Origin of the sequence: Variovorax saccharolyticus (assembly GCF_030316765.1) — a bacterium.
Classification (GTDB): domain Bacteria; phylum Pseudomonadota; class Gammaproteobacteria; order Burkholderiales; family Burkholderiaceae_C; genus Variovorax; species Variovorax saccharolyticus.
On sequence record NZ_JASZYT010000013.1, the window covers coordinates 164,773 to 177,212 of the forward strand.

A 12,440-nucleotide genomic window follows, 5' to 3' on the forward strand; every position below is an offset into this window, starting at 1 on the left:
AGCCTGCGTAGTGACACAGATCGGTTTGAAGACTGGCGAGCTCAGTACGAAAGGCGGCCCGGGTGGCAGGCGCTTCCAATGCGCCGGCCAGGTGTTCGCGCCGGTTGAACTTTGACCCACCGGGGGCGCGGCGGAATTCTTGGTCTGGGTTATGCCGCAAGTCCGAGGCTCGCACGGTATTCGAGTGGACTGCGCGAGCCAAGGGAGATATTGATCCGCTTTTCGTTGTACCAGCGGATGTAGGAGTCGAGGGCCTGCACGAACTGCTCGATGGTTCTGGAGCGCCACTGTCGAGGGTAGAACAGCTCTTTCTTCAGGCGCCCGAAGAAGGGCTCGGCTTCCGAGGCCCCGACCTTCAAACCCAGCACTTCACGCTGGCCGTCGGTGTTCACGCCGACCGCCACTATCACCGCCACGCTCACAATGCGCCCGGCCTCGCGCGTCTTCACGTACGTGGCATCGACCACTTGGCGTCGGGGGCGGCTGTATGCCATATCGACGCCATCGTGCAACCCCATCCCGATGGTCGCGAGTTTCTCAAACGTGACCAACAATGCTGCTTGCGCAACCACTCGGAGCCTGACATGTTTGGCAGAGAGCGAGATTCCGGCGTGGTGGCGGCGGCGATGACTGACCTCAGCCGGCGGCTATCCAAGATCGAAGACGCTACCAACGCTCGTAGACCGCCCGTCGAAAAACAGCGAGGCATGGATGTCTTCAAAGCACTGGCTGCCAGTTGGCCCGCATTCGGCATTGCGGCTCTCGTGCTGTTTTTTTGCCCCTATCTACAGCCTGCTTGACGCCATTGCAGTCAAGCTTTGTACCGCCGACGAGGTCAAGGTTGGCGAGGTAAGTTTTTCGAGCCGTTTGGTGAGCTCTGCTATTAGCCTCGGTGAGGCCGACCTAGCCAAAACGATCCCAAAGCTCTCACCGCTTGCCGTCGAATTCTTGTTGCGGGCGCCTTCCAACTCCAGCAGTCTTGTGAGATTTTCCCCTTCTGATGAAGATGGGAAATTTGCCATCCTGAGAAAGCGGCGTCCGCGGCGGCGCGGAGGTACGGCGCCGCGAACAGTACAAAGTCGTTCCCGCCTGGCGAGACGATCTGGGAGTGGATGCGTGATGACGACATGCTCTCGATAGTCGGAAGCAAGAAAGATCCATTCATCTCGCTGACCAGCATCAGCCCATCAGCAGCGCGCAATGCAGCCGCGCGGTTCTCAGACGTGGCTGAAAGGTGTCTGGTCGACGTGCGCGACAAGGGCATCAGCTACGAGAGATCCAGCTTCTGTCTTGCTGCCAGTTCCCTGCACATTGACTACCTGAATGTTGATCAGCACCAGCACTGGGTCAACACCACAAGGGTGCCGAGACATGCCTACGATGTAGCGCTGGCGCGCGGCGTGTTGTGGTCGGCCGTGATGATCTCCAACGAGAGGTACGGCTCGAAGCGAACCAGTCTGTGGTGAATCGAATCTGTCTCGGCGGACCGCAGCTTGTGTTCACTGGAGGTTTGGAGTCCACTCTCCGGCGCGGCCGTCGACCAGCGGCGAGCTTCAGGGCACTAGATCTGAACGCGCACAGGAGGTAAGCATGGACCTTCAGAGCATTGCTCGTGCGGGTTTCTTGGCTCTTGCGGGGCTCTTCCTCGGAGCTTCCCGTGCCCAGCAACCGAGCAGCACGCCCCGGATTGGAATTCTCATGAACGGCGCGGCGACGAACAACGTCGCCATGGCGGTCGTCAAGGCGGGAGTCTGTTTATCTCTGCACGAATTCCAGGATGACCGAGAACCAGCTCCATTATCCGATGATTGGCTATGTCGAGTATGACCGCCGAGCCCAGAGTGGCTACGAGCGCGTGTTCTACAGAAGGCGACTGTGACTGGGCATGGCGCGTCGCTGCCCTGTTCCTAGTTCAGTCCGTCCTTCTTCATTTCATCCAGAGCCCACCCCCTGTTCGATGTGAAGAAGAATAGCTTCCACTTGCCGCCCTCGAGACGCCAGCGACTAAAGCTCGGCTCGCTCACGTCTTCGCGCTTGTACTTGCCATCGGTCTTGGGCGGAATCAAACCGACTTGGCGCAACACGACGCTGGCTGTTCCGTCGGGCATCATGCGGTCGCGCTGCACGTCCCATTTGAGGTCTGTATTCTTGACGTCGTACTCGAAGGTCGTTTTTACCGCCTTCTTGCCCTTCATGCGCTCGTAGTAGTCGAGCGTCTGCGTGAACCAGACGTCCTCGGTCATCAAGGCCAGCCAGGCATCGACGTCGTGCTGGTTCCAGGCTTCTCGAACTGCACGATGGCGTTGCGCAAATCACCCTCGGTGCCAACGCCCGAAGCCTTTTTTGCCTGGGCACCCGCGCCGCGGTTGAACAGCATCGCTGCGACGGTCACGCCAATCATGAAAGTCCGACGGTCGTTCATGCCCGATCCCTCCAACTGGAAACTTGGTCGCCGCCGAGAGAAGTCTCCCGCGAGTCCTCGGTGTTCAAGCAGGGGTTTGATCTTTGGCCTGGCAACTTGTCGCGCTTCATGGTGGAAACTTCAACCGCTCGACCATGGCGGTGAACCTGTCATCCTCGCGAAGCGTTTTCCAGCGCGGGTCCAGGCGCAGCCACACGAGCCAATTGGAGCGCTCCTCGAACGCCTTGTCGAGCCAATCGAGAGCAGCCGAGACGCCAACCAGTGCCCACCGAGCGGCCGCGCATGTGAAGCGGACGAGTTCTCGCGAGACCCACGCGCCACAATGGCGAGCGGCGCTGCCCGCGGCGCCGCGGACAGGCTTTTCTAAGACCCGGGCTATTTCCCTGCTTGACCTAGAGGTGGATTGGGCGGGGCCGCAGCCGGCGCTGGCGCCGCCGGGGCGGGTGTGGGAACGGGCAAATCCGTATCTTTGTCGAGCTTGATGCCTTTCATGGGCAGCTTACGTACACCCTTCGCACTATCCGTTACCGTGATCTGGCTTTTTGGGGTCAGCACGGTTCCGTAGGCGGTGACCTTGCTCATATTCAAGGCGAGAGGGGAAGATCCAGTCACGGGGTCCACCTTGACGCCTTCGAAGTCTGCTTCGACCGTGTACGGCGGCGTTCCCCCATTGATGGATAGGTAGATCGTCCCGCCCACGTCCTTCATCTCGGTGACGGTGAGTGGAACGGGCGTCGGAGGCGGAACACCTGTCCCGCCGGCAAAGTGGAACCCGACCACGGTTGCAAACACGCTGGAGAAAACCAAGAAAATCTCACGCGCCGTCCGGAAGCGGGTCTCGAAGTTCGCATCGCTTGCGAACAGCGCTGCAAACACCAGGCTGCCTCCGAAGCCCACTGTGGAAATGATCGCTGCAAACGTGATGATGGGCCGCACGCCGTCGATGTTTAGGAGGGAGCCCCCTGAGGATCTGCTGACGAACGTCCAGAGCAACAGGGTGGTGCCAATAATCACGGCGGCGACGCCCGCCATGCCACCCATCATTCCCAACTTGGACTCTTTCGCCACACTGCCCACCGGCCGCTGCACGTCCGCCCACAGATTCCTCACTGCGACGTCGAACTGATCGAAAGCGGCATCGTTCCCAGCATTTTTTGCCGTGACCACGTCTTGAGCGACCTTCGCGGCGTGCTGGTCGAGCGCCAACACCCGTGGGTCAGAGGACTTCGCGATCTCCGTTCGGAGTCCGATCATGAGGGATTCGAGTCTGCCCCAATCGCTCATATCCGTCTCCTCGGCGTGCGCGACGCTTGTTCTTGAGCCCGCAGTCTGAGGTCAATGACCGCCCCTGTCATCCACTTCTTTTGGCATAGGCGGCACCTCGAGAGCAGGGCGGCGCGGCAAGGCGAGCCTGGGGGTGCTTGAATGGAACGGCGCCAAGCGACAGTTCGCAGGCGAGATAAATCAGCAGCGCGAGCTGATCGAGGTCGGCATCTTCCGCGACAAGGCCGCCATGGAGTCCTTTCTCGAGATGGCACTGCAGGACGTAGAGTGGCCCCGCGAGACCAACGTGACTTCGATCTACTCGATCAAGGGCGGCTACGGATGCCGCGCGATCTCTTCGTCGATATCGACGCGCTGCCTCGCCATCCGATCAAGCGGGTGCGCAGTTCGCAAGTCCGATGGAGTGGGCCTTGGAGCCATCATCAAAAAACTCAGAGGTGCTGATCGTGCCGGTCATCGGGCCAGGCTTGAAACCAGGCGCGCGCGACTCGCAGTTGAAGAAGATGTTGTCGGAGCGCTTCATGGTGAAGTAGCCGTTTTTGTCCATGTTCTTCGCATCCAACTTGACCGTCCTCTTGTGGATCGCGGTCATGCCGTCGTAGCCCTTTCTCGAAGCTCGTTTTACCGCCGCGTAGTCCAGCGCATCCGTCGCCGCGGCCGCCTTCTGGCGACCATTCTTCGAAACCTCTGCCTTTGTGGGTGCCGGTGCGGGAGCGGGAGCAGGGGCAGGCGTTGCTACCGGCGCGGCGGGTGCAGGGGCCGCGGCGCGGGGTTGGACCGCGCAGCCAGCAAAACAGAGGGAGGACAGGGCAACCAACGCGAGGGACTTCGAGCTCATCGATCAAGATTCTGAGAGTTGTTGATACGAGAAGTCTGGCATGCCGAAGTTCGTTCCCGTAAGGGCAGGCGCGCAGAAATTCACGATTCGCCTATCGGTGCACGCTCAGAGACTCACCCGCCCCCCGGGCGTCCTTCTTGTGAGCCACTGTCGCCCCCTTCAACATCCGCCAGGCCAGTTCGAACCGCCTGGCTGAGGACCTGCTTGAGGGACGGTGGAAAGCAACTGGCGAACTTCTCCATGGCCGCCTCACTCAGCCCGCTGTGGTCGAAGCACTCTCGCCAGTTCTGTCGCACGGTGGCCTGGATGCTGTCGTGAATTTCTCCTGCTTGGGCCTTTGAAAGGTCGAAGCTTTCGCATTCGCTGAGGATGTTGTCGCGCGTCGGTTGCGCGTCGTCGCCTACACGCATGGCCTGGACACGCCGCTGCGTTGTCGGGATCCGAGGAACCATGTCGTACGCGCCCGACAACCGGAAGCCTTCTCCCATCTCGTCGGCGACGAAACCGTGGTTGCGGTCGTGGTCGTCCGTGTTTGACACGACGCAGTTGAACACCATACGGCTGAACAGCTCGCGTTTGTCCGCAACTGGCTTGGCACTCCAACGCGTCAGATCGCGCGCCAGGCCGGGATAGCTGCCGGTGTAGGAGTTCTCGTTGACACCTGAGGACCTAAGGACCGTGCGGGCGCTCACGAATCCGTCGCGGCTCCACGCCGTCAAGCCATCCTCTTTTTTGACGGCCGTCCGGTCGAATCGCTTCACGAGAAGCAAGTCGGCGCCGTCGACCATGATGAGCTCCGAATCCACGGTCTCAATCCCGCAGTGCCGAGCGAGTGCGTGCAGGGCGTGCTCGAGCCGCGCCACCGAAACCTCCGGGTCGTCGTGGCGAGATGGAAACTTCGCCAGCCACTGGAAGGCCTCGTCCGCGATCGTCAGCTTTGGCCGGGCCCCCCCCATCGCCGTGTTCGGTCGGACCCAGTTCTCGAGCGATGGGTCCTCCTTGCGGCCCCTTTCGATCCCGGCGAGCACACCGACCGCGGCCTTCAGCACGTCGCGCCCCGGAAGGCCTCGCTGCACTGGCGGCACATCTGGCGCTTCGCTGAAATCGAGGTTCCCGACCCTGTCGCCCTGGCTGCGCAGCAGGTAGCCGACTGGCGAGTCCGGTTTGCCGTACATCAGGTCGATCACCCCGCGGCCCCAATCGTCGGGCGATGCGTCGACGAAGACGCCGAAAAATCCCAGCTGCGCAGTCGTCGAATGCTCGCCGTCCCGAAGCGGAAGCAGCACCGGATCGATCGAACGTGCGTGGGACTGGCTCAGATAGGATTTGGCGTAGACAAACTTGCCGACGCCGCCTGCGGCTGTCCTGTCGTTGTTGAATCGCCCGCACAGCGTCGGATGCACGTCACCCGGGAGATACACCCACACGTATGCCTGATTCGGCGGGGGCTGGTCTCGACTAGAAGTCATTGTCGACCTTTGTTCGCACTCGCACCCGCTTGGTCTGCGCCGAGAGCTCCAGTGCCAAGCCGTCGCGATCTAGGCCAGGGTCAGCGAGGAGATCGAGCTCTTGGTCGAGGCCGAGCGCCCACAGCGCCTTGACGTATGCGCCGATACCTGTGCTGACCTCGCCCCGTTCGATCGCTTCCATCGTCGAGCGAGAAACACCTGCACGCTGCGCGAAGTCTTCGCGGCGCAGCCGTCGACGCGTTCGGGCGTCGCGAATACGCCGGCCGAGTCGCTGGATGCGGTCGACGACGGCGTCGGGGATTGGGTTCTCGATGCTTGCCATAGAAAGCATTATCGAGGTTTTATGCGTGCCATACAAGGTACTCATGCACCTGAATGCGCCCTATTGTGACGCCCCGACGCGACCAGCAACTGCACCAACGCTGCGTTGGCAGCTAGTCCGCAAGCCGGGCTGCGCCAGTACTGCGCCCTCAACCCGTATGGCCCGTTGAACAGAGCATCACCGACGACGCGGGGCACCGTGAACGAAAAAATCGGCTGCCAATGCCCCACGCATGGGCCTTCGCGCCCGGGTTTTGCCCGAAGGTGCGGCGCACTTGCCGCCGCCACCGCCGCGGCCGCCATCCCAGCGAACGAGCCGGGTGCCGCCAGCCATGCCTTGCGATCCACCGGCATGCCCTCGCTGTAGCGCCATGCATTCGTCGTGTTCGCCTCCGTAGGTTCGATGATGTCCATCATGGCTCCGAATTTGACACCAGCTTCCCGGTGGGCGGGTCGCATCCGCCGCTACCATCCGGGCATGGGCCCACCGGATTCCAAATTCGACCGCTACGGACCTTTCGTCATCGCGGGCGCGTTCGTGTTGGTCACCGTCGTCATGTGCGTCTGGGCGATCGCGAAGGGCCTGGAGAACCGCCGGCTGTGGAAGGCCTACGTCGCCGAGAACGATTGCCACGTCGTCGCCAGTCAGCGCGGGGACATCAACATCGAAATGACTTTCGTGCCCAAGATGACGGGCAGCGCCGCGAACACCAGTTTCGTCCCGGTCCCCGTCGTGACGCAGGATCCCGACCGGAAGGTTTGGCAATGCACCCAGCGCGACGGGGCGACCGTGATCCACCTTCGCTGAAGGGCCGACCCGCTTTTTCAATCGTTCCGGCCAGCGTCTCGTTTCGCAAGATTTAAATCTTTGGCGAGCGAATCAACAAGTCGAGCGTGCCTGCCGACGACGAAGCGAAAGCATCGCGAGGCGATCGCCAAGTTGACTGTGCGGACGCGTTCCTGGTCCACATTGACGTATTGCAGGGAACCACCGTTACCGAGAAGTAGCAGCACAGCGGATGCGTTGAGGGGAAACGCTATCAACGCATTCGCGCTTCCGAAGCCGACGCCCCGCAAGAAGCCGCTGTCCTGTGGGCCTGTACCTTGAAGGAGGACCGGCGCGTCTGCGGTCACGAATGATTTCTTCGGATTGGCGCAATGCTCGACGATCCAGTCGCGCGCCGCGAACATTGGCATCATCTCCATCGCCGTCTGGATGCTGGTCTGGAGGGCCCACTTTTCATTGGTTTCGATTTCGTACTCGCCGCCTTGCACAAAGGCCACCAAATCTTTGGCCTGCTTGTTCATCTCGTCGTCGCCCAGGTTCTGATATTCAGGGTGCCGTTGCAGCTGGGTCTTGACCTGCCGCGTGTTGGAAAACATGACCTTGTTCACCTGCCGCATCGCGTCGCCCATCATCTTCTGGATGTTGTCGACGCGGGCGGGGGTGCGCATGGCAGCAAGGGCGACGAATGCCGCAAGATCAGCGCGTTCCTGATCAGTGATCGATTCGCGAGCGGTCAGCTTGTCAATGACTGGCTTTGCTGCGCCTTCGACCTTCGAAAGCATTTCTTCAATTTCGAAGCGCTGCCTGCCCTGTTCATCTTCCATCGTGTAGAAGTGCCCGATGACGGCGGTGTTCACGGGCTGCTGCAGGCGAACTTCGTTTTCCTTCTGATCGAAAAGCGCGACCAGCCCGTCGTCGTCGGCGAACCCCTCCAGATAGAACCTTGGAAGGTAGTGCTGGCGCTTTGGCCCCTTCAGCACTGGAGCGGGCTCCGTTGCCCTCTCAAAGGCGTCGAAGGGAAGAAGGCCCGGGTCGATGTCGTTCTGGTCGTCCATCGCCCGATTGTTAGCGGCGCACCCAGGTGCGCGCCCCAGGCAAGCGACCAGCAACCCGGGGGTTCGTGAAGAAATGGCCGTTGCGCCAGCCAAAAAGGACCGGGGAAAGACAAACGGCACCCGAGGTGCCGCCTGCTGCCTAACAGCCGAACGCATGCCGCGGTGCGCTGTTGTCCTGATCTTCGGCTTACCCGCAGGTAGTGCAAACGCTGGTCACGACCGGCGCGCATCGCGATCTTAGGCCGTCCATCGGGCAGGATCAGCACCGTCGGCAGAGAAGTTTTCCGCCGCTCCCCTGCGGGCATTCGTTGAAAAAGTGGAGACGGAGTGGATATGTCGGCAGAAGTAAAAGGCCCGCTACGTTTTTTGTAGCAGGCTTTCTATAGCTGTCACTGGGTTTCTAGTAGGACGTACAAGATTCGAACTTGTGACCAACGGATTAAAAGCGCTTCAAGAAGGGAGCATGGCCAAATAGCGTTTGTCCACAGCCGGTTTGACCGTAGGGCGACCTCAACCCTGCGCCTACGTTGACCGGGCCGACGACCTTATGTAGGAAACTAAAATCTTGCCTGCGCGAAACCACTGAAAAGTAGCATCTTGCTTGGAGCGGCTCCCCTCGGGGCTACTGAAATCTTCGCTGAGTTCCTACAAGCGTGGACCCCGGGTACCTATCTCGTCGAGGAGATCTTCGCGATGCTCCGCTTCTGTTGGTGTCCTATCCCGTACCGCCCGACCCAAGGCCTGCTCCGTGGCGCCCCTGCTCAAATGGTATACATCGCCAAACGGACGCGCCAACAAGAAGCAGCGTGTCGTAGTCTGCGCTGTCGAGCGTTGGTTGAAGCCTGACTATTAACTCGGCCAGGCATGAAATCGCGTCGCTGAATGGGAGCGCGCGCCCTTCACGTGCCAGTCGGGACATGAGCTCAACGATTTCGTGCCGTGCCATCTCAGACTCAACCTAGGGGGCGGGCAATAGGTGCCGACGTGTCTTTGGAGCTTGTTCGCTTACGACCTCCGACCGACAACGCAGGGCGGCGCGTCGCGGCGAGTATGTATTCGACGAGGACCCGCGCTGTCGCAGATCCTCTGCCGAAGCGCCGTGAGCATTGGCTCGGGACAGAAGTGGGCCCCCGAGTGCGGAAAACGCCTCTTTCGATAGCCGCGCCCCGTGCAGTGGCCCCAAGAACCGCTGAGCTCGGGCCGCAAAAGCTGATGCCGCGGCCAATGGCGCCCAAGCGGACACTGCGATGAAGACAGAGCGATCTCATTGATACCCCAGGCAAAGGACGAAATCCGCCCCTGCTTCATCCAACGCGCGAGCCAAGACCAAGGCTCACATCTGCTTTGTGAAGAAGATTGCCAAACGTCAGCACGTGCAGAAAGTTCGCGCGCCCCGAATGCCAACTTTGGCGGCCGGGGGGTCACCAATTTCGGTAGGACGCCGCCGCGAGAGGGTCGCGACGGCGCTTCCTGCGACGTACTGGGTGCAATTTTTAATACGGAAAGCGCGTCAAATGCCATAAAGGCGCGCCGCTCTACTTCCACCATTCGGGAGGGCAAACTCTTGGAGGCGGAGCAGCTGCTCAAGCTGGCGCCGGTCGAGGTGTTTGTCGCCGGGCCGATCACCGCGTCGGCCTGGTGCTCACCCAGCGCCCTTTAAAGCGCCGATCGGTCGCTCGGTCCGCTAAACAAATTAGCGGCCGTGATCCGCCACCTACAGACCCCGGCGCTGCTTCCCGACGGACAGGAGGCGCGCCACGCCCACAGTCGAATCTTCTCAACCAGGAGACATCGATGAAGCCAAGTTCCATCACCATCACCATCGCCACAGCGCTGGCGGGATTTCTGACCACCGCGAGCCTTGCTCAAATTACCTCTGTACCGGCTGCACCCGATCCCGCCAAGGGCGGCCAAGCCAGCACCAAGACACCAGCTGGCGTGCCTAACCCGACTCAACGGCCAGACGGCAGCGCGCCCGCTTCACGCGAAGCGGTCAAAGCCGAAGCGCGAGCGGAGAACCGGAGCCCGGCGAACACTGATGTTCCTAAGGGTGAGCCCTCGACCATGACCGACAACCAGCCCAACGCGCCGGAGAAAACCGGCGCCATGACCCGAGCCGAGGTGAAGCCCACGAAGAACGAGCTCAAGCCTCAACTGGGTGCGAAGGGTGAAAGGCCGGACGTACCGACCAATCCGAAGGACAAGACCGGCACGCCGCAGTGAGGCCGGTTGCCTTTGACCAAGGTCCGCGGTAGATGCCCGCTCCTCGGATTAGTTAGATTTCGCCGACTAGAAGTAGAGAAGTTCTCTGCCCTCGGCGCGGCACGCCGCGCACGAGCGGCTTTTTTTCGTCCCGCCGGCAGGCGATCCGATTTCGCGGCCACCCCCTTGCCGATTAACCAAACGGAGGAGACGGTTGCTATTAGGCCGCGCGAGTTCAGGCCTTCTCGTTCAGGCCCTTGGCGACGTAACGCTGGTATTCGTCGAGGGGGATCGCCGCTGTCTGGGCGGCCGGACCCTCGCCCCAACTTAGAACGGCACTGTCCGCGCTCAACTGCACTTCGAGCAGGCTTTCCGGGCACTCCAAATTTGGCAGCTTCCTGAACACCAGCTCCGTACACCCCGCCCGCAGCGCTCGCACCCGGCGGCCGGGCTAGTCGCAGCGCCTGCGCCCGCTCAGGCGGCGCGCATCTCCACCAACCCCGCATGCTTGGTGGGCGCCACCAGCGGTTCGTGAGCCAGGATCTTCGCCCATGCGTGTCGAAACTGCTTGTCCATCAGCACCGCCCGCGCCGCCGCATCCAGGTGTTGGGAGCCTTCCATCCCGGGCACCTTGGCGGCTTGATCCAACAACCACTCATACAGCTGAGACCAGGCGAACCCCCAGCCCTGCTGAGTGCGGATGCTCTCGCGCAAGCCATCGATGACCGTTTCCAGGTAGCGCGCATAGGCCTGGTCGAACTCCGCCTGCGCCTTGCCCAGCGTGATCTGGTGGTTCAGGTGGTGGGTGCGTTCCTCCCGATCGCGCACGAGCTCCTGGATTTCCTCCATGATCTTCAGGCGCGCGTTCCTCACCGGCTTCATCTCATCGAGCCAGTTGGCATAGGACATCGCCAACTGATGGTTGTATTTGGACACCAGCATGCCTTCTTTCGCGACGACTGGCACGTAGGTGGGCTGCCGCGGAAACTCCTCATCCGGCCACGCGGAGAACGCGTGCGGCGCGAGGCGTCTCGGCTGGGCCCGCGGATACGGTGCATTGACCCAGGGCATTGCAACAAAGGCATCGGCAATCTCGGTCATGGCCGCGGCGACCCACTCCGGATCGCAGTGCATGTCACGCTCGATCAGCTCCCGCTCCAGTTCCGCGAACATCTCGGCCAGTCCGTCGCAGGTGGCGGTGTAGAAGTCCAGGCTGTCTCGCAACTCCTGCACGAGCGCCGAGCGCATCGCAAAAGTGTCAGCCGCATCCTCGCGCGCCGTGCGCAACGCGTACTCCTCGCGGTGGGCCTCGAACTGCTTGCGCATGACGTTGGTGCGCACTCGGCGCGCATGCTCGATCCAGTCCTCGTGGCCCGCGGCCTCCTTGCGCCTGGCGGTGAAGAGGGCAGCCATCTCGTTGGCACTTTCATAGATGGCCCGCTCGCGCGCCTCGCGCTGGTCGCGGATCCGGTCCATCCGGTCGGCAAAGGCGCTCATGCCTGCATCGAGGGCGTTCGTCATGTTGAACGCAATGCTGTCCGAGAGACTCATCTCTGTCTTCCAATGTTTCGATGCTTCGATGTTACTAAGCTAACCCAGCGTGACCAAACTTTGTGTTGGCGGAAAACCCCATCGAAGTCTGCGGGGAACACACCGAATTCACACCCCGGACCCCGCTGGCGAATCGCTTCGAAGTCGCCGGTACGGAACTGGAAGAACGGCTGTCGAAATCAGTTAGACGACCCGGCAGGGCTTCCAGACCGACGAAGCGATAGAAATACGTGGGCATGACCGACCAATTCAGGCTGTCGGACAGTACATCGCCGTCGTTGGCCACCCTGGGGAAGCGCTACCGACGGTGTGCCGACGTGCCCAGACCCGCGCCAGCAAAGGCGCTTTGGGCAAGCGGGCATCTTTCTGTGTTGATTTCCATCCAGAAATGACCCACTAACGGGGGTGCGGATAAAAACTTGGACTGGTTTTATGCCGCAAGTCCAAGGCTCCCCCGGTATTCGACGGGGCTGAGCGAGCCAAGGGAGATCTTGATCCGCTTTTCGTTGTA

General features: G+C 61.4%; 17 protein-coding genes. 5 read left to right on the forward strand and 12 right to left on the reverse strand.

What is annotated here, in order from left to right; all coding sequences use genetic code 11:
- Positions 1-149: 149 nt before the first annotated feature.
- Positions 150-518 (reverse strand): IS3 family transposase, encoded by a 369-nt coding sequence (locus QTI45_RS35545; protein ID WP_444813332.1) that lies wholly within the window; start codon positions 516-518, stop codon positions 150-152.
- A 66-nt stretch (positions 519-584) separates the two neighbouring features.
- On the opposite strand from QTI45_RS35545, the gene QTI45_RS31165 reads away from it, so the two are divergent.
- The 3 genes from QTI45_RS31165 (at position 585) to QTI45_RS31175 (ending at position 1,827) form a co-directional block, all read left to right on the forward strand.
- On the forward strand, positions 585-800 hold the full coding sequence (locus tag QTI45_RS31165) for a hypothetical protein (RefSeq protein ID WP_286657105.1): 216 nt from the start codon (positions 585-587) through the stop codon (positions 798-800).
- 312 nt (positions 801-1,112) lie between these two features.
- Positions 1,113-1,466 (forward strand): hypothetical protein, encoded by a 354-nt coding sequence (locus QTI45_RS31170; RefSeq protein WP_286657106.1) that lies wholly within the window; start codon positions 1,113-1,115, stop codon positions 1,464-1,466.
- Positions 1,467-1,590: 124 nt separating this feature from the next.
- A complete protein-coding gene (locus tag QTI45_RS31175) occupies positions 1,591-1,827 on the forward strand; it encodes a hypothetical protein (protein WP_286657107.1) in 237 nt (78 codons plus the stop codon).
- Between the two features lie 80 nt (positions 1,828-1,907).
- Here QTI45_RS31175 and QTI45_RS31180 read toward each other — a convergent pair whose 3' ends face one another.
- From QTI45_RS31180 to QTI45_RS31210, 7 genes are all read right to left on the reverse strand, one after another.
- Positions 1,908-2,246 (reverse strand): hypothetical protein, encoded by a 339-nt coding sequence (locus QTI45_RS31180; protein ID WP_286657108.1) that lies wholly within the window; start codon positions 2,244-2,246, stop codon positions 1,908-1,910.
- Positions 2,243-2,422 (reverse strand): hypothetical protein, encoded by a 180-nt coding sequence (locus QTI45_RS31185; RefSeq protein ID WP_286657109.1) that lies wholly within the window; start codon positions 2,420-2,422, stop codon positions 2,243-2,245. Before QTI45_RS31185 ends, QTI45_RS31180 begins: the two co-directional genes overlap by 4 nt.
- 375 nt (positions 2,423-2,797) lie before the next feature.
- The gene (locus tag QTI45_RS31190; RefSeq protein ID WP_286657110.1) at positions 2,798-3,706 is read right to left on the reverse strand and encodes a hypothetical protein; all 909 of its coding nucleotides are present in this window, start codon (positions 3,704-3,706) and stop codon (positions 2,798-2,800) included.
- Positions 3,707-4,076: 370 nt separating this feature from the next.
- A complete protein-coding gene (locus QTI45_RS31195; protein WP_286657111.1) occupies positions 4,077-4,544 on the reverse strand; it encodes a hypothetical protein in 468 nt (155 codons plus the stop codon).
- Between the two features lie 113 nt (positions 4,545-4,657).
- Positions 4,658-5,971 carry a type II toxin-antitoxin system HipA family toxin gene (locus QTI45_RS31200; RefSeq protein WP_286657112.1) on the reverse strand — a complete coding sequence of 438 codons (1,314 nt, stop codon included), beginning with the start codon at positions 5,969-5,971 and terminating at the stop codon, positions 4,658-4,660.
- A gap of 31 nt (positions 5,972-6,002) precedes the next feature.
- Complete coding sequence (locus tag QTI45_RS31205) at positions 6,003-6,335, reverse strand: helix-turn-helix domain-containing protein (protein ID WP_286657113.1); 333 nt, start codon at positions 6,333-6,335, stop codon at positions 6,003-6,005.
- A gap of 41 nt (positions 6,336-6,376) precedes the next feature.
- Complete coding sequence (locus tag QTI45_RS31210; RefSeq protein WP_286657114.1) at positions 6,377-6,748, reverse strand: hypothetical protein; 372 nt, start codon at positions 6,746-6,748, stop codon at positions 6,377-6,379.
- Here QTI45_RS31210 and QTI45_RS31215 point away from each other — a divergent pair.
- A complete protein-coding gene (locus QTI45_RS31215) occupies positions 6,741-7,142 on the forward strand; it encodes a hypothetical protein (protein ID WP_286657115.1) in 402 nt (133 codons plus the stop codon). The two genes, QTI45_RS31210 and QTI45_RS31215, sit on opposite strands and share 8 nt — an antisense overlap.
- A 17-nt stretch (positions 7,143-7,159) precedes the next feature.
- On the opposite strand, the gene QTI45_RS31220 is transcribed toward QTI45_RS31215, so the two are convergent.
- A complete protein-coding gene (locus QTI45_RS31220; protein ID WP_286657116.1) occupies positions 7,160-8,176 on the reverse strand; it encodes a DUF4238 domain-containing protein in 1,017 nt (338 codons plus the stop codon).
- A 1,794-nt stretch (positions 8,177-9,970) separates the two neighbouring features.
- Between QTI45_RS31220 and QTI45_RS31225 the strand changes: the two genes are divergently transcribed.
- Positions 9,971-10,399 carry a serine/threonine protein kinase gene (locus QTI45_RS31225; protein WP_286373746.1) on the forward strand — a complete coding sequence of 143 codons (429 nt, stop codon included), beginning with the start codon at positions 9,971-9,973 and terminating at the stop codon, positions 10,397-10,399.
- 214 nt (positions 10,400-10,613) lie between these two features.
- Here the strand turns inward: QTI45_RS31225 and QTI45_RS31230 are convergent, their stop codons facing one another.
- From QTI45_RS31230 to QTI45_RS35400, 3 genes are all read right to left on the reverse strand, one after another.
- A complete protein-coding gene (locus QTI45_RS31230; RefSeq protein WP_286657117.1) occupies positions 10,614-10,784 on the reverse strand; it encodes a hypothetical protein in 171 nt (56 codons plus the stop codon).
- A gap of 68 nt (positions 10,785-10,852) precedes the next feature.
- Entirely contained in the window at positions 10,853-11,929 is a 1,077-nt protein-coding gene (locus QTI45_RS31235) for a hypothetical protein (RefSeq protein WP_286657118.1), read from the reverse strand.
- A 430-nt stretch (positions 11,930-12,359) separates the two neighbouring features.
- Positions 12,360-12,440 (reverse strand): IS3 family transposase (locus QTI45_RS35400; RefSeq protein ID WP_353621352.1); only part of this gene is annotated, 81 nt, incomplete at its 5' end.